The sequence below is a fragment of the Streptomyces cyaneus genome (genome assembly GCF_004028635.1).
Classification (GTDB): domain Bacteria; phylum Actinomycetota; class Actinomycetes; order Streptomycetales; family Streptomycetaceae; genus Streptomyces; species Streptomyces cyaneus.
The window spans coordinates 159486-180918 of the sequence record NZ_RQJW01000012.1; the positions used below are offsets into that span (position 1 = coordinate 159486).

At 71.1% G+C, this 21433-nt stretch carries 19 protein-coding genes, 2 tRNA genes and 1 pseudogene; 12 read left to right on the top strand and 10 right to left on the bottom strand.

The window, feature by feature from the left end:
* Entirely contained in the window at positions 1-1656 is a 1656-nt protein-coding gene (locus tag EHO50_RS36070) for a sensor histidine kinase (protein WP_128435448.1), read from the bottom strand.
* Complete coding sequence (locus EHO50_RS36075) at positions 1653-2393, bottom strand: response regulator transcription factor (protein ID WP_164905048.1); 741 nt, start codon at positions 2391-2393, stop codon at positions 1653-1655. Before EHO50_RS36075 ends, EHO50_RS36070 begins: the two co-directional genes overlap by 4 nt.
* Positions 2394-2676: 283 nt before the next feature.
* Between EHO50_RS36075 and EHO50_RS36080 the strand changes: the two genes are divergently transcribed.
* Positions 2677-2829, top strand: a complete 153-nt coding sequence (locus tag EHO50_RS36080) for a hypothetical protein (RefSeq protein WP_246101736.1) — start codon at positions 2677-2679, stop codon at positions 2827-2829.
* Positions 2830-2834: 5 nt separating this feature from the next.
* Positions 2835-3020, top strand: a complete 186-nt coding sequence (locus tag EHO50_RS36085) for a DUF397 domain-containing protein (RefSeq protein ID WP_128435450.1) — start codon at positions 2835-2837, stop codon at positions 3018-3020.
* A 35-nt stretch (positions 3021-3055) separates the two neighbouring features.
* On the opposite strand, the gene EHO50_RS36090 is transcribed toward EHO50_RS36085, so the two are convergent.
* Positions 3056-3934 carry a DUF2797 domain-containing protein gene (locus tag EHO50_RS36090; RefSeq protein WP_128435451.1) on the bottom strand — a complete coding sequence of 293 codons (879 nt, stop codon included), beginning with the start codon at positions 3932-3934 and terminating at the stop codon, positions 3056-3058.
* 126 nt (positions 3935-4060) lie between these two features.
* Positions 4061-4441 (bottom strand): HGxxPAAW family protein, encoded by a 381-nt coding sequence (locus EHO50_RS36095; RefSeq protein WP_128435452.1) that lies wholly within the window; start codon positions 4439-4441, stop codon positions 4061-4063.
* Between the two features lie 86 nt (positions 4442-4527).
* Between EHO50_RS36095 and EHO50_RS36100 the strand changes: the two genes are divergently transcribed.
* Complete coding sequence (locus EHO50_RS36100) at positions 4528-5010, top strand: MarR family transcriptional regulator (RefSeq protein WP_128435453.1); 483 nt, start codon at positions 4528-4530, stop codon at positions 5008-5010.
* On the opposite strand, the gene EHO50_RS36105 is transcribed toward EHO50_RS36100, so the two are convergent.
* Positions 5011-5403, bottom strand: coding sequence for a winged helix-turn-helix transcriptional regulator (locus EHO50_RS36105; protein WP_128435454.1), 393 nt, complete (start codon positions 5401-5403; stop codon positions 5011-5013).
* Positions 5404-5532: 129 nt separating this feature from the next.
* Here EHO50_RS36105 and EHO50_RS36110 point away from each other — a divergent pair, with 129 nt between their 5' ends.
* Complete coding sequence (locus EHO50_RS36110; protein ID WP_128435601.1) at positions 5533-6360, top strand: NAD(P)H-binding protein; 828 nt, start codon at positions 5533-5535, stop codon at positions 6358-6360.
* A gap of 9 nt (positions 6361-6369) precedes the next feature.
* Here EHO50_RS36110 and EHO50_RS45430 read toward each other — a convergent pair whose 3' ends face one another.
* Positions 6370-7296: a hypothetical protein gene (locus EHO50_RS45430; protein WP_246101738.1), complete on the bottom strand. Its 927-nt coding sequence runs from the start codon at positions 7294-7296 to the stop codon at positions 6370-6372.
* 131 nt (positions 7297-7427) lie between these two features.
* Between EHO50_RS45430 and EHO50_RS36120 the strand changes: the two genes are divergently transcribed.
* Both EHO50_RS36120 and EHO50_RS36125 read left to right on the top strand, forming a co-directional pair.
* On the top strand, positions 7428-7811 hold the full coding sequence (locus EHO50_RS36120) for a hypothetical protein (protein WP_128435455.1): 384 nt from the start codon (positions 7428-7430) through the stop codon (positions 7809-7811).
* Positions 7812-8143: 332 nt separating this feature from the next.
* The gene (locus EHO50_RS36125) at positions 8144-8761 is read left to right on the top strand and encodes a GtrA family protein (RefSeq protein ID WP_246101740.1); all 618 of its coding nucleotides are present in this window, start codon (positions 8144-8146) and stop codon (positions 8759-8761) included.
* A 74-nt stretch (positions 8762-8835) separates the two neighbouring features.
* Here the strand turns inward: EHO50_RS36125 and EHO50_RS36130 are convergent, their stop codons facing one another.
* Positions 8836-9576, bottom strand: coding sequence for an isochorismatase family protein (locus EHO50_RS36130; protein WP_128435456.1), 741 nt, complete (start codon positions 9574-9576; stop codon positions 8836-8838).
* Positions 9573-10640: a pyrimidine utilization protein A gene (gene rutA / locus EHO50_RS36135; RefSeq protein ID WP_128435457.1), complete on the bottom strand. Its 1068-nt coding sequence runs from the start codon at positions 10638-10640 to the stop codon at positions 9573-9575. The genes EHO50_RS36130 and rutA overlap by 4 nt, the downstream gene beginning before the upstream one ends.
* A 174-nt stretch (positions 10641-10814) precedes the next feature.
* Between rutA and EHO50_RS36140 the strand changes: the two genes are divergently transcribed.
* From EHO50_RS36140 to EHO50_RS45915, 4 genes and pseudogenes are all read left to right on the top strand, one after another.
* Entirely contained in the window at positions 10815-13784 is a 2970-nt protein-coding gene (locus tag EHO50_RS36140; protein ID WP_128435458.1) for a SpoIIE family protein phosphatase, read from the top strand.
* 87 nt (positions 13785-13871) lie between these two features.
* Positions 13872-14686, top strand: a pseudogene (locus EHO50_RS36145) (PP2C family protein-serine/threonine phosphatase).
* Between the two features lie 5 nt (positions 14687-14691).
* Entirely contained in the window at positions 14692-14898 is a 207-nt protein-coding gene (locus EHO50_RS45910) for a hypothetical protein (protein WP_342787029.1), read from the top strand.
* Complete coding sequence (locus EHO50_RS45915; RefSeq protein ID WP_342787032.1) at positions 14862-15545, top strand: MASE1 domain-containing protein; 684 nt, start codon at positions 14862-14864, stop codon at positions 15543-15545. The genes EHO50_RS45910 and EHO50_RS45915 overlap by 37 nt, the downstream gene beginning before the upstream one ends.
* Here EHO50_RS45915 and EHO50_RS36155 read toward each other — a convergent pair.
* A tRNA-Arg gene (locus EHO50_RS36155) sits at positions 15504-15576 on the bottom strand. The genes EHO50_RS45915 and EHO50_RS36155 overlap by 42 nt on opposite strands.
* A gap of 221 nt (positions 15577-15797) precedes the next feature.
* A tRNA-Ser gene (locus tag EHO50_RS36160) sits at positions 15798-15888 on the bottom strand.
* Between the two features lie 214 nt (positions 15889-16102).
* Here EHO50_RS36160 and EHO50_RS36165 point away from each other — a divergent pair.
* Both EHO50_RS36165 and EHO50_RS36170 read left to right on the top strand, forming a co-directional pair.
* Positions 16103-16618 (top strand): SSI family serine proteinase inhibitor, encoded by a 516-nt coding sequence (locus EHO50_RS36165; protein ID WP_128435459.1) that lies wholly within the window; start codon positions 16103-16105, stop codon positions 16616-16618.
* Positions 16619-16896: 278 nt separating this feature from the next.
* Positions 16897-21432, top strand: a complete 4536-nt coding sequence (locus EHO50_RS36170; RefSeq protein ID WP_128435460.1) for a hybrid sensor histidine kinase/response regulator — start codon at positions 16897-16899, stop codon at positions 21430-21432.
* Position 21433 lies beyond the last annotated feature (1 nt).

Consider the following 21433-nt stretch of genomic DNA (forward strand, 5'->3'; position numbering starts at 1 on the left):
TCAGGCGCCCTGTTCCGCCCATGTGGTGACACTGTGCTGTGCCTGTGAGTGCTGTTGCCAGTTCATTTCGGGGCTGGGCAGCGGCGCGAGCGCGGGCAGATGCACCGTGAAGACGGTGCGTCCGGGCACGCTGTCGACGGTCACGGCACCGCCGTGCGCGGTGGCGACGGCCTGCACGATGGCCAGGCCGAGGCCGGTCGAGCCGGTGGCGCGGGAGCGCGCGGAGTCGCCGCGCGCGAACCGTTCGAAGACGTGCGGGAGCAGATCGGGCGGGATGCCCTGGCCGTTGTCCTCCACGTCCACGCACATCCATGGGCCTCGCCGCTGAACACGGGCGGTGACGGTCGTACCGGGTGGAGTGTGCTTGCGTGCGTTGCCAAGCAGGTTGATGAGCACCTGCTGGAGGCGGGCCGCGTCCCCGGAGACGAGGGCAGGTTCGTCGGGCAGGTCGAGGCGCCAGTTGTGGTCCAGGCCGGCCGCGCGGGCGTCGCTGATGGTGTCCACGACGAGCGGGATGAGGTCGGTCTGCTCGAACTGGAGGGGGCGTCCCGCGTCGAGCCGGGCGAGCAGGAGGAGGTCCTCGACGAGGAGGGTCATGCGCCCGGCCTCGGATTCGATACGGCCGAGGGCGTGCTTGGTGTCCGGGCCGACCTCCTCCCTGCCGCGTCTGGTCAGCTCGGCGTAGCCGCGGATGGAGGCGAGGGGCGTGCGCAGCTCGTGGCTGGCGTCGGCCACGAATTGCCGGACGCGCATTTCGCTCTGCTGGCGGGAGTGGAGAGCGCCGTGGACATGGTCCAGCATGCGGTTGAGCGCGGCACCGACCCGGCCGACCTCGGTGTGCGGGTCGGTCTCGGACTCGGGGACGCGCTCGCTGAGGTTGACCTCGCCGGTGTGGAGGGGGAGTTCGGAGACGCGGGTGGCGGTGGCGGCGACTCGGCGGAGGGGGCGGGTGGCGACGCCGACGAGGACCGAGCTCGCGATACCGGCGGCTACGAGGGCGGCGGCGGTGACGCTGAGCTCAATGAGCATGAGGGTGTTGAGGGTGCTGCTGACGTCCTTGGTGGGGATGGCGACGTAGTAGCTGCGGGTGCCGTCGGCGCTGGTCTGGTACTTGACGCGGTACTCGCCGAGGCTGCCCAGGTCGACCGTGTGCTTGTCGTCGTCCTGGGCGACCTGGTTGAGCGCCGCTTCCTGGGCCTTGGTGAGGTCCTTGGGCTTCATGCCGCTGATGTCGTCGGAGTTCTCGTCCTTCTCACCGACCTTGGCCTCGGTGATGACGCCGTTCTGGACGAGGGCGATGACCGTGCCGGACGACCCCGGGCCGCCGGCCCGCTTGACGAACTCACCGAGGTCGAAGGGCTGGGTGGCCTTGGCGGGCGAGTCGTTCGTGCTGGGCTGGTCGTCGGGGTCGTTCTTGCTGGGGTCGTCGCCGGGTGGCTTGCCGAAGCCGGCGGCGCGGCCGGCGGCCTCGATGAGCTGTTTGTCCAGTTGCTCGTACAGATGAGACCGCAACGCCAGCGTCGTCACCGTACCGATCACCGCACACACCACGGCGATCAGCACCACGGACGCGACGACGAGCCGCGTCCGCAGGGTGCGCGGCTGTCCTACCCGCCGCCGCTGCTGCGGCCTACGCGGCCGTCGTCGCCCGCTCATGAGGCCGCGGGCTTGATCAGATAGCCGGCACCACGCCGGGTGTGGATCATCGGCTCGCGACCGGCGTCGATCTTCCGGCGCAGGTAGGAGATGTACAGCTCGACGACGTTGGCCTGCCCGCCGAAGTCGTACGACCACACGCGGTCGAGTATCTGGGCCTTGCTGAGCACACGCCGCGGATTGCGCATGAGGAAGCGCAGCAGCTCGAACTCGGTGGCGGTGAGGTGGATGCCCTCCCCGGCCCGCGAGACTTCGTGGCTGTCCTCGTCGAGCGTGAGGTCACCCACGACGAGCACGGAGTCGGACCGCCGGTCGGCCGCACCCGAGCGCCGGATGAGCCCACGCAGCCGGGCCACGACCTCCTCCAGGCTGAACGGCTTGGTGACGTAGTCGTCGCCACCGGCGGTGAGCCCGGCAATACGGTCCTCGACGGCGTCCTTGGCGGTCAGGAAGAGCACCGGCACGTCCGGCAGCTCCCGCCGCAGCCGCCCGAGAACGGTCAGCCCGTCCATGTCCGGCAGCATCATGTCCAGGACGACGGCGTCGGGCCGGAAATCGCGTGCGGTCTGGATGGCACCCGTGCCATCTCCCGCACTCCGGATCTGCCAGCCCTCATAGCGAAGGGCCATCGACAGAAGTTCGGTGATCGACATCTCGTCGTCCACCACAAGCACTCGGACGGGGCTCCCGTCCGGCCTCAGCAGTTCGGTGCGCCCCTGGGGCGAGGTCGTGGTCATGGTGGACACGATGTCGGGGTCCTCTGAGAACACGCTTTCTGAAACCTGTGAATTACCTAAGAAACGCACAGGAGAGTCTCAGGGAACTCCTGGGTATGCGGATGCGGCCCGGCCCCTTCAGCCCCCTCCGTCAGACCGATCTCGTACGTTGCCCGGTAGACGCCGACGCGCAGCCGCCGCAGGTTGGTGGTACCGAGCTTGTTGCTCGTGTCGGGTTCGGGGTTGAGGGCGAGGGAGTTGATCGCCTCGTGATGGTCCGTCCGCGGTCAGGGTTGTTGCCCACGTGGTCCACGCGGATACCACCTCGTCGACCGTCTGGCTGGAGAGCAATACTGATGCCGACCACCACAACGCCCTCTTCGATCGCATCACGCGGCTGAGCCTCGCGCAGCGGAACTCGGTCAGACTGATCGACGGGATCCTGAAGGAGATGTAGTCGGCGTGCCCGCATACGAGTTCGTCAAGTCCAGCTACAGCGGCGGCAACGCCGGCCAGGAATGCGTCGAAGTCGCCCGCAACATCCCCGGCAGCGTCGCCGTCCGGGACTCCAAGGAGGCGGACGGGTCGATACTCCGGATATCGCCGGGAGCCTGGGCGGCCTTCCTCAAGGAAACCCCCGGGCAGTGATAGGCAGATCCGTTACGCGTCCGGGTGCGGCACGCTCAGAACAACTCGTCTTGCACGACTGCTTCCGCTCTCCTGAACTCCCTTATCGGCAGGGCGAGTCCACTGTCCCCGCCTGCGGGCACCAGTTCCCAGCCCGTCATCAACCGCGTGTCGACCACGACCACTCCGGCATCGGTCGCCAGATGCAGATCCGGCCCCGCAGCCGCCACCAACCCCCCGCTCACCACCCCGCCCGCGACAAGCTCGGTCACCTCCCCGACGGCCGTCGGCAGGTCGGTGAGTCCGAACACCCCCGCGTGATCGACGGGTTGGCAGGGCTCGCGGGAGAGCGACTCCGGCCAGCCGGGGAGGGTCAGGGCCCGGGCGTGCAGGTCCTCGACCTCGGCCGACCGCTCGTCCGCCGAGCGCGGTAGCACGGAACGTACGGCGCGCTTGTCGACGTAGGGAATCCGGTCCGGCACCCGGAGGGCCGCCCGCAGCAGCTCCTCCGTGCGCCGCGCGGCCATCAGCGGGCCGACGCCCAGCCAGCTGAAGCAGACCGCGCCCTGTTCCAGCAGCCGTGCCGAGCCGCGCTCAAGGGCGGTGATTCCGACCTTGGTCATCCCGGGCCCGAACCACGCCAGATATACGTGGTACGGCCGTGGATCGTCCGCGATCGTGTCGGCCGCCACCGAGTGCGCCCGGTCCAGCCGCGCGCACTCCTCGCACCGCGCCCCCGTACTCCGCCCCGGCACGACCGCCCGCACCGGACACGCATGCCCCCGCGCTCCCACGCATGTCCGCACTCCCCCTTCCGCGACCCCGAAGGCCACCCGCTTCCCCCAGGTCAGCGCGGAGCGCCGACCGCCGTCCCACGCCAGCTCGGGGCCGTCCGCCGACCACCGCAGCCCCTTGCATCTCCATGCCTGTGCCATCGCTCTTCGAGACTAGGGGCAGGCACTGACAACGGCGGTTCGGCGACTGGCCACCATTGGCGACCACCGGCGATCACTGACGATCACTTGTGGTGATGGTTCCGCGACCGACCTCGGCAGTCGGCTTCAGCGGCCGGCTTCAGCGGCGGCGGGCTCCGGATTCCCGGTCACGGGGGCCACCTCCACCGCCCCGGACGCCACCGCGGCCGTACGCCGACCGCGCCCCGCCAACCGGCATCCCCAGCACTCCGCATGCCCGTCCCGAGCCGTCATGTCGCGCGCCCCCATGGACCACTGGCCCCGAGGCCGGACGCCCGGCGGCTTGCCCCAACCGGACAGGTGCAGGGCCCAGGTGACGAGGACGCTCGCCGCCAGGATCCCCAGCCCGCCCACCATCAGCACAGCCGAGACCGTGCATATCCCCGCCCCCAGCACGGCGGAGCCGATGCTCGCGATCGCGGTTCCGGTCCACCCCGCGACCGTGTGCCCCTCGTCATACTGACTCACGTGCTACCTCCCGAGCATTACGAGAATCTCTCACGTCGTGAGAAGTTTAGGCACTAAATCTCTCGCAAGCTAAGGTAATCAGGAAGATGCAAGCCAAGCCGCGCCCCACCGCCACCCCGGCCCAGGCGCTGGAGGCGATGGACTCCCTCATCGCGGCCCACCTGCTCGGCCAGCAGGAGATGGCCCAGCGGCTGGGCCTGAACATCACCGACCTGCTCTGTTTCGCCTGCGTGCTGAAGGCCGGCGAGAACCTGCTCACGGCGGGCGAACTCGCGGAGCACGCCCACGTCACGACCGGCGCGATGACCGGCATCCTCAACCGCCTCGAACGCGCCGGCTTCATCACCCGCCGCCCGGACCCGGCCGACCGCCGTCGCGTCCGCGTGGCCGCCGTGCCGGCCGCTGTCACCCGGGCCGAGGAGCTCTACGGCCCCTACTACGCCCGCCTCAACGCCCTCTTCGCCAGCTACTCCGCCGACGAGATCGCCGTACTGACGGACTGGTTCACCCGCACGACGGGACTCGCGCAGACCTACATCGACGAACTGCGCGACCAGGACAAGACCTGATCATTGACGGGCGTCGTACTCCACCCGTGACCGCTCGACCTCGTCCAGATTCACGGACCATTCGGAGAGCGCGGCGAACAACGGTGCCAGACTGCGGCCCAGTTCGCTGATCTCGTACTCCACGCGCGGTGGCACCTCGCGGTGATACGTGCGCACGACCAGACCGTCCCGCTCCAGCTGCCGCAGTCGCTGGGTCAGCACCTTCGGTGTGATCGTGGCGATACGGCGCTCCAGTTCGACGAAGCGCTGTCGGCCGTACTCGTGGAGCGCCCACAGGATCGGGGTGGTCCAGCGGCTGAAGACGATGTCGACGACGGGTGCGATCGGGCAGGCACTCTCGGGATCGCCGCCACGCGGGGCCCGCCTTTTCGGCTCACCTGTGTCCTCGGTCACAACTGCCCCCGTCCGCCAATACTTTCCTCTAGGTACCTACTACCTCCACAACAGTAGCGTCGCCGTGCGAGACGAGAACGAGAACGAGATACGAGGCGTGAGAGCCGAACCTCGGAACGGAGACCGATGATGATCGTGGTGACCGGAGCAACGGGCAATGTGGGACGGCCTCTTGTGCGGGCCCTCGTCGAAGCGGGCGAGCAGGTGACGGCGGTCTCCCGCCGGATCTCCGCGCGGGACGTGCCGGAGGGGACCCGCCACCACCCGGCCGACCTCACCGAACCCGAGCGACTCGCACCCGCCCTCGACGGGGCCAAGGCCCTGTTCGTGCTGACCTCGGGCGACTTCATGGCGGCCGGCGGTGATCTCGGGCCACTGCTTGATGTCGTACGGGGATCGGGCGTACGGCGTGTGGTCCTGCTGTCGTCCCAGGGCGTCGGTACCGGGGCTCACCCCTCGTTCCTGGAAGACGCCGTCAAGGCATCGGGGCTGGAGTGGACGATGTTGCGCCCGGGCGGCTTCCACTCCAACGCCCTCCAGTGGGCCGACATGATCCGCACCCGGCGGGAGGTGGCCGCTCCCTTCGGCGACGTGGCCCTGCCGACCGTCGACCCGGTCGACATCGCGGAGGTCGCGGCCGTGGCGCTGCGCGAGCCGGGGCACGACGGCGAGGTCTACGAACTGACCGGCCCCGCGCCCGTCTCACCCCGACAGCAGACGGCCGCGATCGGGGACGCCGTGGGTGAGGCTGTCCGGTTCGTTGAACTGTCCCGCGCCGAAGCCCGGGAGCGGATGCTGGGGTTCATGCCCGAGCCGGTCGTCGAGAGCACGCTCGACATGCTGGGGGCTCCGCCGGCCGCGTTGCGGCGGGTGAGCCCGGACGTGGAGGACGTCCTCGGGCGGCCGGCGCGTGCGTTCGCGGACTGGGCCGGACGCAATGTCAGTGCCTTCGCATAGCGTCTCTGATCAGTTAAGCAATCCCATGCACGACGTAGCGTCTGGCGTGGGTTCTGCCCACCGTGGAGGGGAAGCGTGAGCGTGCAGGTAGAAACCCGCGCCCAGTGCTGCTCCTCGCGGCCTGTGCGGCTGGTGGGTGTGCTTGACCAACGTGTTCACGCCCTGGTGCCGGTGGGCTGCGCGGGGCAGCCGCCTCCGGTCCGTGTGAGCGTGCCCCTCCGGACGCTGACCTGCCCGTCCTTGCGGATGGCTGGGGCGCGGCTCGGTCTCAACTTCGAACAGATCCACAGGAAGGCGGCCATGCCTTCGCTGGAACGCGGCGACCTGCCGGGTGCGGGACTTTATGACGCTGGACGGCAGATGCTCACCGCCAGGAACGGCGTCGCGTACGGCGTCCCACTCCTCTCGGGTGCGCTTCGCCGGATCAGCCGGCCAGGTCGCCAGAATTCCCGCAGTCACATCGGCCCGCCACGCAGCCGACCGCAGGATGCGCCCGGCGCTCTCCTGGGCTATGCGCACGATCCGGTCATTGACACGAAGCCCCTCGGGTGGCGCGACACTCCAGCCCAGACGCCGCAGTGCCATCCAAGCGTTCGCCGGCAGCGCCCGCCCACCGGCGTCCACACCCGAGGCCAGCACGCCCACGTCGGTGGCATTCCAGTGCGCGGCCAGTAGTTCGGTGGCCATGCTGGACACCAGAGCGGCCGCCCAGTCCACTCGCTCCGCAAGCGCAGCAGCCGACAGAACCTCGCCCGTCTTCTCCACGACACCCGCCCGCAGCAGACCACGGGCACAGGCCGTACGGGATCTCTCGCCCTCACCAAGCGGCAGCTTCCGACTCACCGGTACCCCCTTCCCGCCCGTCGTGCTGTGCTGTGCTGTCATCCGATCAACGACACCCCGCGAAAAGGTCACGCATTCGATCTCAGCACTCACATACGACGCCAACCTCGGCACCAGGCACACGAGATGACGCCCGCGAAGAACACACATCACTACGGATCCCGAAGGAAACGCATGAGCCTGCGAAGCAGTCACATTGCGCGACTTGAGGAGGCGGCCTGCCCATGCTGCACGAGCCCGAGAACACCCTTTTCGTACGGGGTTCCACTCCCGTCCTGCTGCTGGCCGGCGCCTCCGTCCACGACGCCCTGCCGGGCCTGACCGCCTCCGACGGGCAGGTGCCGCTGTGCGCGGGCTGGGGTGTGGTGCCCAAGCTCACCCTGTGCGTCGTGGACGGGCCGGGGGAGTACGGCCTCATGGTTCCCTCGCTCGCCGCACCGGTGCTCGACGCGGGCGGGGCCGGTGACATGGGCGCCTGGTGTGAGGATGCCGAGCGGGCCGGTGGGGCTGTGGTGCTGTCGGTGGACCGGATACCCGAAGTGCTGGACTGGGACCACCTGCTGGGCTCGGGCACCTCGCGGGGCGGCTTCGTGCGGATCATGAACTGAGCCGAGCCGCAGAGCCGAACCGCTGAGCCGGGCCGCTGAGCCGGGCCGCTGAGCCGGGCCGCTGAGCCGGGCTCCTGACCGGAGTTACTGACCCGAGCTCGGGGCCGGCCGGCCCGACCCTGCGTGGTGGAGCCTGCACCACCTTCGGTCCGGTAGGTCACTCCATCGTTCCGACGTGCGGACAACGGCATCGTTGGCCTCAGTTGATCCCGGCTGAAATACCGGCTGAAGCCCGGTCGATACCGGCTGAAGCCCGACTGAGGCCCCGCTGAAGCCGCGCCGGGATGAGCTGAGCCCCTCACAGGTTCAGGTCAGCCCGGAAGGAAGCCGCCATGGAGTCGCAGCGCCCGTCGAAGCCGAGCCCGTCGAAGCCGGTTCCCTTCTCCCCGTCGACGCCGGGCCCCCTCTCCTCCTTCGCCCGGTTCGTGGTGTGCGGCGGCGGTGTCGGGCTGCTCTCCAGCGCGGCCGTACCGCTGCTGGCCGCGGCGATGCCCTGGGCCCTTGCCAACGCCCTGATCACCGTCGCCTCCACCCTCCTGTGCACCGAGCTGCACGCCCTGTTCACCTTCGGCACCGGACGACGTCCCGGCCGGCGGCAGCACCTGCAGTCCTCGGGGTCGGCGGTCGCCGCGTACCTGGCCACGACCGCCGCGATGCTCGTACTGCACGCCGTGCAGCCGTCGCCCACCGTGCTCTGGGAGCAGGCCGTCTACCTCACCGCCTCGGGGCTGGCCGGCATCGGCAGGTTCCTGGTCCTGCGGCTGTTCGTGTTCGCCGAGCGGAGGAAGGAGGCGGCACCGCGGTCCCCGCAGTCGCCGGGGGCCCCGGAGGCCATCGAGGCACCGGCGGTCCCGGTTCAGTCCCGAGGCGTCCTGTCCACCGCCGCCGGCGTCCTCAGCACCGGTGCCCAGCGTCCCGCGCACTCCGCGATGCTCCCGTCGCTCGTATAGCAGCTGTCCCTCGGGTGCAGCCCGGTGCGGGAGCGATCGCGCCGAGCTCCATCAGCCCGCAACCACCGCCGGTGTCAATGGCGTTCACCTGCCCGCACCGCGTCGAGGTACTCCTCGACCCTGGCCATCGGCCACACCTCGCCGATCTTGTGCCGGATGTCGAAGAGGTTCGCCGCGTGCACGTCCGGAGCCCGGTCGCCCACCGCCTCCTCCACGACGACCGGCACGTAGCCGTGCTGCATCGCGTCGAGCGCGGTGGCGCGCACGCAACCGCTCGTGGACAGGCCGCCGATGAGGAGGGTGTCGATGCGGTGGGCCGTGAGGTACGCCGCCAGGGACGTGCCGAAGAAGGCGCTCGGGTACTGCTTCGTGACCGTCAACTCGTCCGCCGCCGGGGCCAGTCCGTCGATGAAGTCGCCGTACGGGCTGCCCTCGGCGAACACCTTCAGCGTCGGCACCTTGCGGAAGAAGACGCCGCCGTCGCGGCCGTCGGCCCGGAACCGCACCCGCGTGACGACCACCGGGATGCCCGCTCGGCGTGCGCCCGCCAGCAGCGCCTTCATCGCCGCCACGGCCGGTTCGACCCCGGCGTAGAGCGGGCTGTCGGGGTCCACATAGGCCCGGGCGGGGTCCACCAGGAGCAGGGCAGGGGAGGTGCCGGGGGTGAGTCGGCCACCTAAGCCGGCCCGCTCGTAGTCTTCTTCCCGCTCGTAGTCCTCTTCCCGCTCGTAGTCCTCTTCCCGCTCGTAGTCCTCTTCAAGGTCCCCCTCACGGCCCCCCTCACCGTTCTCCTCCCGCCGCCGTAACCCGCTCATGCCCGCCGGCACTTCATCAGCGGCTGGATGCGCGTGCCGAAGTTCTCGATGCCCGCCAGGAAGTCGTCGAAGACCAGCATGATCCCCTTGGTGCCGTCGACTTCGGCGATCTCGTCGAGCATCCTCGCGACGGTCTCGTACGACCCCACGAGCGTGCCCATGTTGAAGTTCACCGCGCCCTCGGGCAGCACGATGGTCCGGGCCGTCGAGGAGTCGTCGGCGGTGGTGTCCGAGGCCGATTCGCCCGCCATGTACGCCAGCGCCGCGCGGTCGGCGTTGTCGTGGTAGTCCTGCCACTTCGCCTGCGCGGCCTCGTCGGTCTCGTCCGCGATGACCATGAAGAGGGAGAGCGCGCCCACGTCCCGGCCACTCTCCCGCGCCGCCTCGACGAGCGTGGCCGTGCTGTCCGAGAAGGCGAGCGGGGTGTTGACGCCGCTGCCGAGGATGAAGTTGTAGTCGGCGTGCTCGGCGGCGAACCGCATGCCCGTGCTGCTCTGGCCCGCGGCAACGATGTCGATGTGCCCGTTCGCCGGGCGCGGCGACAGCACGCAGTCGTCCATCTCGTAGAACTCGCCCTTGAAGTTGCTGACGCCCTCGCGCCACAGCTCCTTCATCACGGTGACGTACTCGACGGCCCGCTCGTAGCGGTTGCCGAAGTGTTCGTCGCCGGGCCACAGGCCCATCTGGGAGTACTCGCCGGGCGCCCAGCCGGTGACGATGTTCACGCCGAAGCGGCCGGGGGCGATGGAGGCGACCGTCGTGGCCATGCGGGCGACGATCGCCGGGGGCAGGACGAGGATCGGTGTGGAGGCGTACAGCTTGATCCGCTCCGTCACCGCGGCCAGGCCCGCCATCAGTGTGAACGACTCCAGACAGTGGTCCCAGAACTCGGTCTCGCCCCCGAACCCCTTGAGCTTGATCATCGACAGCGCGAAGTCGAGACCGTGCTCCTCGGCCTTCTGCACGATGGCCTTGTTCAGCTCGAAGGTCGGCAGGTACTGCGGTGAACTTTTCGATATGAGCCAGCCGTTGTTGCCGATGGGGATGAAGACACCGATGTCCATGCCGCTCCTCAGCGTGTCGGGGGTGGGGGGTCGGGCCCCGGGTGATGCTAAGCCGTCGACATCAACTCGACGCTAAGTCTTGGCTGTTGACGGCCTGTCGAGCGGCCGGGTGAGAGGCGTGAGGATCTTGCGAACCATCGAATCGGTTACGGCTGTGCCGGTAAGGTCCCCGGCATGAACGCTCGGCTGACACTGCTCAGCACGGTGGCCCCCGGTGTCGCGGAAAGTGAGGTCTTCCGGCTGGCCCTGCAGCATGCGGTGGGCGAGCTGGGAGCCCTGGGCGGCATGATCCACCTCCGCGGCCCGATGTCCGCGCTGCGCCTGGTGTCGACGGCCGGGCTTCCTCCTGCCCTCACCCGCGCCTGGGAGATCATCGACCAGGAGGGCCCACTGGCCCCCGCCCGAGCACTGCACGAGGGCAGCGGGGTGTGGGTCCCGCTGAAGCCGGCCGAGACGACTACGGCAGAGAGCTGCTGGCCCGGCACCGGCCTCGTCGCGTTACCGATGTACAGCGGCAACCGCACCACCGGCGCGCTCAGCGTCCTGATGGGCGACCGGGGCGAACCGGCCCCCGAGCACTGGGAGTTCCTCCGGGCCGTCATCGCCTGGGCTGAGGACCGTATGGTCCACGCACGGCCACCGACGGGGCCCTCGCAGATGGACTCGCCGAGCAGCAAGCGCGTGCGCCAGGCGCTGAAGGAGGTCAGCGTCGGCTCCTGGGACTGGAACATCCGCACCGGCGAGCTGATCTGGGACGAGGCGGCCCTGGAGCTCTACGGCACCCGGCCGCAGGACTTCACCGGCAAGGTCGACGACTGGATGCGGTGCGTCCACCCCGACGACCTCGCGCCGACGCTGGCGGCGGCGGACCGGGCGATCCGCGAAGGCGGCGTCTTCGAGGCCGAGTACCGGGTACGGAAACTGGACGGCAGCTGGGGCTGGACCCAGGCCCGCGGCAGGACGACGTACGACGACAACGGCGAGCCGCACCGGATGATCGGCGTGGGCTGGGACAGCGCCGAACCGCGCTCCGCCCGGGACGCGCTCAGCCGGGCCCTGCGGCATATGAGCGACGGCTTCCTCGCGCTGGACGACGACTGGCGGATCACCTTCGCCAACCTGGAGGCGGAGCGCACCCTGGGCTACTCCGAGGAGCAGCTCTTCGGCTGCCTGCTGTGGGACCTGCCCGCCGCGCAGCAGGTGCCGGGGCTGGAGATCCGCTGCCGGCAGGCCGCGGCCGCGGAGAAGTCGGTCAGTTTCGACGTACGGCTGCCGAACGGGCGCCTGTGCCACCTGCGGCTGGTGCCGGGCCCCGACGGCCGCACCATCTACTTCACGGACGTCACCGAGAAGCGGCGCCTGGAGGAGGACCGCCGGTCCGCCGAGCGCGCGGCCACCGAACGGGCGGTGCGGGTAGCGGAGTTGACGGCCGCGCTCGCCAAGGCGACGACCTCGAAGGACGTGGTGGACGCGGTCGCCCGCCGGGTGCTGCCCCCGTTCGAGGCGACGGGACTGGTGGTGCAGACGGTGGAGTGCGACCGCCTCCACACCGTGGGCTCGGTCGGCTACCCGGACGACATCCTCGCCATCCTCGACGGCCGAGAGCGCACGGAACCCAGCCCGCTCTGGGACGCGATACTCGCCGGCGCCCCGCTGTTCCTCTCCTCCCCCCGGGAGTTCGCCGCCCGGTACCCCGAGCTCGCGAACCTGCCGGCCCGCGCCGGCAAGCAGGCCTGGGCGCTGCTCCCCCTGACCGCCTCGGGCCACACCTTCGGCATCTGCGCGGTCACCTTCGACCACCCCCGCCGCCTCACCGACGAGGAGCGCACCCTCCTCACCGCGACCAGCGCCCTGGTGGCCCAGGCCCTGGACCGGGCGCGCCTCTTCGACGCCGAGCACACCCGGTCCCGCGAACTCCAGCGCAGCCTGCTCCCCCGCGACCTGCCCACGCTTGCCGCCTGCACGGCAGCGGCCCGCTACCTCCCCGCGGGCCAGGGCATGGACGTGGGCGGCGACTGGTACGACATCATCCCGCTGTCGGGCGGCCAGGTGGCGCTGGTCGTGGGCGACGTCATGGGCCACGGCCTGCCGGAGGCGGCCACCATGGGCCGTCTGCGCACGGCCGTGCACACCCTGGCCGACCTCGAACTGCCCCCCGACGAGATCATGAGCCACCTCAACGACATCGTCGGCGCCATGGGCGAGGAGTCGTACGTGACGTGTCTGTACGCGTTGTACGACTCCACGACGAGGATCTGCTCCATAGCGCGGGCGGGCCATCCGCCGCCCGCCCTGCTCCACCCCGACGGCACCGTGCTGTTCCCGGACCTGGCGGCCGACCCGCCCCTGGGCGCGGCGGAACCCCCCTTCGAGACGACCGAGATCCCGGTCCCCGAAGGCAGCGTGCTGGCCCTGTACACCGACGGCCTGGTGGAGTCGTCGAAGCGCGAGATGGACGAGGGCATGGCGGCGCTCGCCGAAGTCCTGCGGACCTCGCACGCGGACGGCACGGCGAAGGACCTGGAGCACCTCTGCGAGCGGATCACCTCCGCCCTCCTCCCCTCCGACCACCAGGCGGCCGACGACGCGGCCTTCCTGCTGGCCCGCCTGCACGCCCTGCCCTCCTCCCGCATCGCCTCCTGGCCCCTCCTCGACGACCCCCGAGCAGCGGGCCAGGCCCGCAGCCTGATCCGCGACCAGCTAGCGGCTTGGGGCCTTCAGGACCTGACCCCCACGACCGAGCTCCTGGCCAGTGAACTCATAGGCAACGTCATCCGCCACGCCAAGGGCCCGCTGCGCCTACGGCTCCTCCATGGCGCCGACCTGATCTGCGAGGTCTTCGACGGCAGCCTGACGATGCCGCGTATACGCCGGGCGACGGAGACGGACGAAGGGGGCCGGGGCCTGCAACTGGTCACCGCGCTGTCCCAGCGGTGGGGGACCCGATACACCCCCACGGGCAAGTGCATCTGGACGGAACAGGCCCTCCATACGACGCCGGACACGACCCGGGACGAGCGGCCGGCCGACCACGCCCTGGAGCGGATGTTCCTGGGCCTGGCGGGCTTGGGGGGCCTGGGGGGCCTGGGGGAGAGCTTCGACGGCGACCTGGACGCGCTGACGTTCGGGGACCAGGACTTGTAGCGCGGCTTCCCAGGAAGGGCCTCCCGTCACGGGGGCACCGTGAGAACGGAGCATATGGCGCTCCGAATCCACCCGGAGTGTGAGGCCATGGCCCACCGCCGCACCGATTCGGCCAGTGCGACCAGAGCGCTGCTGCAGCAGCTCGGGGATCTCACCGGCCGGATACTGGACCAGATCAAGTTCCAGCAGGCACGCGTCGAGCTCGCCGCCGAGCTCCTCGACCTGCCCTGCCTGCGGGTGGCGGGGCGGTACACACCCGCGCGGGTCGGTCTGGACATCGGCGGCGACTGGTACGACACCCGCGGGCGGAGCCCGCTGATAGTTGCAGCGTCATGCCGGACGGCTCGGTGGGCTTCGCGATCGGCGACGTACAGGGCCATGACGTCGAGGCCGCGGCCTTCATGGGGCAGGTGCGCATCTGTCTGCGCGCCGTCGCGACCGCCACCACGGACCCGGCGGAAGTACTCCGGCGCACCAACGACCTGCTCGTCGCGATGGCCACCGAGCTGTTCGTGACCTGCTCGTTCCTGCGCTTCGACCCGGTCACCAGGGAGCTCTGCGACGCCCGCGCCGGGCACGTCCCGGCCGTCTGGGCCACGAGCGACGGCCGATGCGAGATCGTCCTGAGCGAAGGCGGTCTGCCGCTGGGCATCCACGCCGGCGAGCGCTACCCGTCGTCCCGCCGGCTGCTGACCGACGCGGGCGCGTTCGTGCTGCTCACCGACGGAGTCGTGGAAGGCCCCGGCTACCCGATCGAGGACGGGCTGAAGACGGTGGCCGACCCGGACGAGCTGGCCACGCAGGTGATCAAGGTGGCGGACAACACCGGCCACAACGACGACGCCGTGGTCCTCGTACTTCGTTACGGCGGCCACGCGGACGAGCCGGGCGGCAGCAGGTGAGCGGCATGCACCGAGGTCCGGTCGTCACCGAGGGCCTACTGCTGGTCGCGGTCGCGGCCGCCCACTACGTCAGCGCCAAGATCGGGCTGCAGCAGGAACTGGTACGCGGGCAAGTCACGCCGTTCTGGCCACCCACCGGCATCGCCCTGGTCGCCGTGATGGTGTGGGCCTTCGCATGTGGCCGGGCATCGCTCTCGGGGCGTTGGCGGTGAACGCGCCGCTCGGGCCGTCCTTCTTCCCCGTGCTCGCCATCGTGATCGGCAACACGCTCGCCCCGGTCTGCGCCTACCTCCTGCTGCGGCGCGTGGGATTCCGCATCGCCCTCGACCGGCTGCAGGACGCCCTGGCCCTGGTCTTCCTCGGGGCCCTGGCCGGCATGGTGATCAGCGCGACGATCGGCACCACCGTCCTGGTGGCCTCCGAGGCCCTGTCGGCCCACGACTTCTGGCCGACCTGGTCGGTGTGGTGGACGGGCGACGCGATGGGAGTCCTCGTCATCGCGCCACTCCTGCTGGCCGCACGCACCGTACGCAGGCCACGCGCCGCACCCTGTGCGCTGATCAGCTCCGTGGCCGCGATCTACGCGGGTGCGGCCGGGGTGGGTCCGTTCTCCGGCCATGACCTCCTCGCCAAGATGGTCATCCCTGTCCCAGCTCTTGCCGGAACGGACGAAGCAGGAACGGAAGTAGCAAGCCCCACGTCAGTCGCCGACGCGCAAACCAGCCCACCGCCTTGGCAAGTTGCTGCACTCTCCGTCGTCGCATGCCCGATGGAAACACCAGAGGCCCCGGACAACTCCGGGGCCTCTGGCTCTATGTGCACTCGGCAGGATTCGAACCTGCAACCTTCTGATCCGTAGTCAGATGCTCTATCCGTTAAGCTACGAGTGCTTGTTCTGCTTTCCCGCCGCTCCCGCCGCTCCCGGCCCTTCCGGCCCGCTCGCGGCGACAGGAAGAACATTACATGACTGCCGCCGCCATGTGAAATCCGTTTGCCGCACCCCTTGTGACCTGCGGAAACGACCTGAAGAGCCCCTAGTCGGCCGCATGGCGTCGCACCACCGAAACCGACGAAGCCCCGGTCCAGTGGACCGGGGCTTCGTGATCAGGCGCGGAGGCGGAGGGATTTGAACCCTCGATGGGCTTTAAGGCCCAAACCGCATTAGCAGTGCGGCGCCATAGACCGGACTAGGCGACGCCTCCAGCACAGCCGCTCGCGCGAGCGCGAGTGGTGCGTGCAGATGATGACACAGTCGAGCGTGGTGTCACCAATCGGCTCCCACGGTACTAGGCAGGGAGGCTGCAGGGCAAAGCCCTTCCCGGCGTGCGCCGAGGCCCGCGTCGAGGCGTACGCCGAAGGGCCCAAGGTGGAGGGTGCAGTGCGCAACGTCCGGGGGCGTGCGGCGTTAGTCAGGTCATGTTGCAGGCCAACCGTTCCGCCCCGCCCCGGCGCCTTCGCCGGCTTCTCCTCATTGCCGCCGGCTCCCTCGCGGCCGTCGGCTCCACCTCCGTCGTGCCCGCCTCCGCGCACGCCCAGGCCGCGCCCCTCCCCCTCGCGCCCCCGGCCCTCAAGGACCTGGGCCGTTCCGGCGATCACCTCACCGTCACCATCCGCAACACCGGCAGCAGTGGTGACAACCGGACCTATGAGCTGTCCTGCCATCCTGCGGGCGGCGATCACCCCGACGCCGACGGCGCCTGTGCCGCGCTCGACCGCGGTACCCGATGGGGCAAGGACGCGTTCGCACCCGCACCGCAGGGCGGCTTCTGCACCATGCAGTACGGCGGGCCGGCCACCGCACATGTCACCGGGACCTGGGCCGGGCGGCGCGTCGACGCGCGGTACGACCGCAGTGACGGGTGCCAGATCGCCCGATGGGACCGGCTCGTGCCGCTCCTTCCCGACCTACGGGCCGAAGGGCAGCGAGCGTAGGCGCGTCCTCCGTCGCACAGGCTTTCCATACCGGACACACCGACTCCGTAAAACTCCCGCGAAGGTCTCGCGAAGCCGGGAGGAAGCCGCCTGGAAGCCAGAAGGACGTCTGCACAGGCGGTCATACGTTCTGGGTCACTTCGTCGTGCGACCTCCCTCTCATCCGGCGTCGCGAGCGCAACCCCAACCCTTAGACTCCCTCGCGTGACACGCTGCGGGACGGTTGGCAAGATGGCCCGAGCGGTCGGCAAGGTGCGGTAACAGGGAGGAAGCGTCTCGTGAGCAGCAGGCCATCCCGAGGCGCTGCTCGCCTCGCAGCCATACTCGACGCGCTTCCCGACGCGTTGGTGCTGGTCAACGCCAATGGGACCGTCGTCAACGCCAACACCATCGCCCTGGAGACCTTCGAAGCGCCGGGCACCGCTCTGGTGGGGCGGGGGCTGCTCGATCTGCTGCCCCAGTTCGACTCGAAGCTGATCCCGGGGTCCATGCGGCGGCCCGATCACATGGATCCGCAGGGGCGGACCAAGCCGACCCGGATGATGGCCCGGCGGACCGACGGGAGCGAGTTCCCGGTCGAGGTCACGTCCGCGAATCTTGAGAACGGGCAACAGGCCTACGACGGCTACGGCTACACCGGTGACGAGCTGCTCATGCTCGTCGTACGGGACCTTTCGGGGACCGTCGACACCGAGGCCGAGCTGGCGCGTTCGCAGCGGCAGACCGAGATGATCCTGCGGGCCGCGTCGGAAGGTGTCGTGGGCACCGACACCGACGGGCGGATCGTTCTCGTCAACCCGGCCGCCGCTCAGATACTGGGTTATCGGGCCAGTGATCTCGGCGGTCGCGAGCTGCACACGCTCGTCCTGCACTCCCGCACCGACGGCTCCCCCTTCCCGTACGAGGAGTCCCCGCTCGCCGACACGTTGCGCTCCGGGCGCAAGCACCGGGTGCGTGGGCAGGTGCTGTGGTCCAAGGGCGGGGACAAGGTGTCCGTCGACCTGACGACCGCGCCCGTGCGCGACGGCGACCAGCTCGTCGGCGCCGTGATGACCTTCACCGACCGGCGGCCCTACGACGCCCTCGCCGAGGAGAAGGCGGCAGAGGACGAGCGGCACGCGGCGGAGCTGGAGCGGCTCGCCGAGGAGCACGCCTCCGAGCTGACCGCCCTGCGGCAGAAGCACGTGAGCGAACTCGAGGAGCTCAAGGAGCGGCACGAGGAGGAGCTCGCCGCGGGCGAGGAGCGGTACGCCGCGCTCGGGGAGCGGGAGAAGGACCGCTACGAGGCCCTCGCCGGGCGGCACGAGCAGCTGCTGACGCTGCTCGCGGGTTCGCTGCGGGGTCCGCTCGACGAACTCCGGCGTGAGCTGGCCGCGCTCGCCGCGGACGACGCGGGGCAGTTGTGGCCCGAGGCCAACCAGGTGCTGCATCACCTGTCGGCCGGTTATTCGCGGATCACGACGCTGATCGACAACGTCCTCGGGTACCAGCGGCTCGACTCGGGCGGCGAGGGGGTCACCCGTACGAAGGTGATGCTCGACGCCGTCGTCGCCGCGGGTGTCGACGGGGCCGTCGAGCTCATCGGGCCGGGGCGGGTGCAGTTCGCCGTGCACGCGCCGCCCATCGAGGCCGAGGTCGACCCGCAGCGCCTCGCCACCGCGCTCGCGCATCTCGTCGCGGATGTCGCGGGGGTCGACGCGACCGGCAACTCGCCCGTGTCGGCGGGCGGTTACATGGACAACACCGTGGTCGTCGCGGCGGCGCAGCGCGGTGAGGTCGTACGGATCGAGGTGCGGGGTCCGTACGCCGGGGGAGACCCGGTGCACGAGCCGATCGTGCGCGGCATCGTGCGGGCCCACGGCGGTGTGCTGCAGACGCACGAGGTGCCGGGGATGAGCGGCAGTGCGTACGTCCTCGAAGTGCCGATCGGCGGTGGGGCCGGGGCCGTTCCCGCCGCCCCTGTCGAGGTCGCCGCGGCCACCGCGACCACCGCGGCGGAGGCCGGTGACGGGACCGAGGGTGCCGTCGAGGGCGGCGAGCAGGGTGCCGGGGGCGGTCGGCGGCGGGCCCGGCGGTCCTCCGTCGACGCCTTCCTGGAGAGCGACACGCCCGGTGCCGAGGCCGAGGCAGCCGAGGCCGAGGGTTCGGTGCCCACCGGACGGCGGCGCAGGCGCGCGGCCGCGCCCGCGCCGGAGCTCCCGCAGGGTGCGGGGGACGGTGGCGGCGAGGCCTCCGGCGGTACCGGACGACGTCGTGGGCGACCGGCCGAGATCGGCGAGGGCGGCGACGGCGGCCAGGACGGTGTCGCCGAGGGAGCCGTCGTCACGGCCGCCGAGCATGCGGCGGGGACCGCGGCCGTCGGCAACGGGCTCGGCGGGACCGTACCCCCGCAAGGAGTGCCCGCACCCAGTGGGCGCCGTGCCCGGCGTGACGGCGGGGAGCAACACGCGCTGCCGCCCGCGTTGCCTGCGGGCGGTGACTCCGCTCAGCCGGGTTCCGGGGTCGGTGCGGCCGGAACGGCCGGCTCGGGTGAGGGTGGTCAGCCGACCGGGCGTCGGCGGCGTGCGCTGGCCGCGGCGGCCGAGCGTAGTGCCGCGCAGGCGCAGGATGCGGGGCCCCGTCAGGTGTTCGCGCTGCCGCCCGCGGCGGCGGACCGGACTGCCCCCGCCGACGGTGTGGAGGGGCAGGGCGGCGCGGATCCGGCTGCGGCTGCGGCTGCAGCTCCTGCCATGACTCCGACCACGGCTGCGACTGCGCCTGCGGCTATGACTCCGGCTTCGCCTGTGGCTCCGGGGCAGGTCCCTGGTGCGGGTGCGGGTGCGGTTCCGGGGCAGGCGCCGGCTCCCGTGCCGGCTCCGGCCCCGGGTCAGGCCCAGGTTCCCGGCCAGGCCCAGGTTCCGGGGCAGGCCCAGGTTCCCGGCCAGGTCCAGGTTCCGGGGCAGGTCCAGGTTCCGGGTCAGGCCCAGGTCCCTGGACAGGGCGCTCCCGGTGACGTACCCCTCGACGACGGTCGGCACGATGCCGTGCCGCACGACCAGTCCGAGGACCACACCCCGCCGCAGCCGCATCCGACCAGCGCGCCGACCGGGCGTCGCCGCCGGGCCGTGGGTCAGCCGGCCGAAGCGGCCGGGACGCCGGCGCAGGACGTGCCGGGGCAGGGCGCTGCGGGGCAGGTCGCTCCGGGTCGGCCGGTTCCGGTGCAGCAGAGTCAGCAGGGTCAGCAGCCCCACCCGGTGCCTGGTCAGCCCGCCTCCGCGCAGCCTGTGCCGGGCCAACCCCTCCCCGCCGAGGCGGCCCCCGGTCAAGGCACCCCCGCGCAGGGCACCCCGGCCCCGCAGCCGTGGCCCGCTGCCGACGAGACCTCCGGCGCCGGGCTCGCCGTACCGGCGAACGTCGCTGCGGCGAGCCCCGCGCCCCCGCACGCGGCCGGCGCTCCCGTGCCTGCGCAGGGCGCCGCCACCTCCGTATCGCCCAATCCGAACGCCCCCCAGCAGGCGCAGCCCCAGCCCGCCCCCGGCACACCGGCTCCGGGCACCCCGCTGCCTCCCGAGGCGGCCGCGGCCGGCCAGGACGCCCAGCAGCAGCGTGCGGCGCAGCCTCTCCCGGCCGAAGCCGCCGCTCCTGCCGCTCCCGGCGCCCCCGTCGACCCGAACTCGACGCAGGGCCGGGCGATCAGTGTGCGGACGCTGGGGCAGGGTGTGCCGTTCACTCGGCAGGCGGCGCAGGTGCAGCAGCCGTCGGCCACGCCTCCCCCGCATCAGACCAACGGCGGACGGCGCCGCAAGCTGGGTACGCCGCCCGATCCCGCCACACGGACCGGCACCGGCGCCTCGGTGGAGCAGGCGGCACGGCCGCATCCGCCGACCGAGCAGCCGGTTCCCGCACCGTCGCAGCCGTCGCTCGGCGGGCAATCCCCCCAGCCGTCGCAGGCCGGGCAGTCGCGGCTGGCGCCGATGACCGAGGGCGCCGGGCGGTCGTACGCCATAGGCGCGCCGGACGAGAACGCCGCCGAGGGGCCCGAACCGCTGGACGGGCCGGGCGGGGCCGTCGAGGTCTCCGACACCCCGCGCCCGCAGCCGATGGACGACGAACTGCCCCCGGAGCCGCTCGACAACCCGCGGCGGCTGCTGGTGTGGCCGGCGCCGGATGTGACGACCCAGCAGGCGCTGAGCGACCGCGGTTACCGGCCCGTCATCGTGCACTCGCGTGAGGAGGTCGACGCGCAGATCGCGGCGTTCCCGGCCGCGCTGTTCGTCGACCCGCTGACCGGGCCGATCACCCGGACCGCGCTGCAGTCGCTGCGGCAGGCCGCCGTCGCGGCCGAGGTGCCGGTGATGGTGACGGCGGGGCTCGGACAGGCCTCGCGGGAGGCTGCGTACGGCGCTGATCCCGCCGTACTGCTGAAGGCACTCGCGCCGCGGGACACCGAGCAGCACCCGCCGCGCGTGCTGCTGATCGAGGAGCACGCGGAGATCGCGCTGGCGTTGACCGCGACGCTGGAGCGGCGCGGGATGCAGGTGGCGCGGGCCGCGAGCGACGCCGACGCGGTGGCGCTGGCGGGTGACTTCCGGCCGAACCTGGTCGTGATGGACCTGATGCAGGTGCACCGTCGCCGGGCCGGGATCGTGGACTGGCTGCGCGCGAACGGGCAGCTCAACCGCACACCGCTCGTCGTCTACACGGCCGCCGTCGACCAGGCCGATCTGCCGCGGCTGGCCTCCGGCGAGACGGTGCTGTTCCTCGCCGAGCGGTCCACCAGCGGCGAGGTGCAGTCCCGGATCGTGGACCTGCTGTCTCGGATCGGGACCAACTGAC

Coding starts and splice junctions, on each gene's coding strand:
- EHO50_RS36070 (WP_128435448.1), bottom strand. CDS start 1,656: ATGAGCGGGCGACGACGGCCGCGTAGGCCGCAGCAGCGGCGGCGGGTA.
- EHO50_RS36075 (WP_164905048.1), bottom strand. CDS start 2,393: ATGACCACGACCTCGCCCCAGGGGCGCACCGAACTGCTGAGGCCGGAC.
- EHO50_RS36090 (WP_128435451.1), bottom strand. CDS start 3,934: ATGGCACAGGCATGGAGATGCAAGGGGCTGCGGTGGTCGGCGGACGGC.
- EHO50_RS36100 (WP_128435453.1), top strand. CDS start 4,528: ATGCAAGCCAAGCCGCGCCCCACCGCCACCCCGGCCCAGGCGCTGGAG.
- EHO50_RS36110 (WP_128435601.1), top strand. CDS start 5,533: ATGATCGTGGTGACCGGAGCAACGGGCAATGTGGGACGGCCTCTTGTG.
- EHO50_RS36120 (WP_128435455.1), top strand. CDS start 7,428: ATGCTGCACGAGCCCGAGAACACCCTTTTCGTACGGGGTTCCACTCCC.
- EHO50_RS36125 (WP_246101740.1), top strand. CDS start 8,144: ATGGAGTCGCAGCGCCCGTCGAAGCCGAGCCCGTCGAAGCCGGTTCCC.
- EHO50_RS36130 (WP_128435456.1), bottom strand. CDS start 9,576: ATGAGCGGGTTACGGCGGCGGGAGGAGAACGGTGAGGGGGGCCGTGAG.
- rutA (WP_128435457.1), bottom strand. CDS start 10,640: ATGGACATCGGTGTCTTCATCCCCATCGGCAACAACGGCTGGCTCATA.
- EHO50_RS36140 (WP_128435458.1), top strand. CDS start 10,815: ATGAACGCTCGGCTGACACTGCTCAGCACGGTGGCCCCCGGTGTCGCG.
- EHO50_RS45910 (WP_342787029.1), top strand. CDS start 14,692: ATGCACCGAGGTCCGGTCGTCACCGAGGGCCTACTGCTGGTCGCGGTC.
- EHO50_RS45915 (WP_342787032.1), top strand. CDS start 14,862: ATGTGGCCGGGCATCGCTCTCGGGGCGTTGGCGGTGAACGCGCCGCTC.
- EHO50_RS36165 (WP_128435459.1), top strand. CDS start 16,103: ATGTTGCAGGCCAACCGTTCCGCCCCGCCCCGGCGCCTTCGCCGGCTT.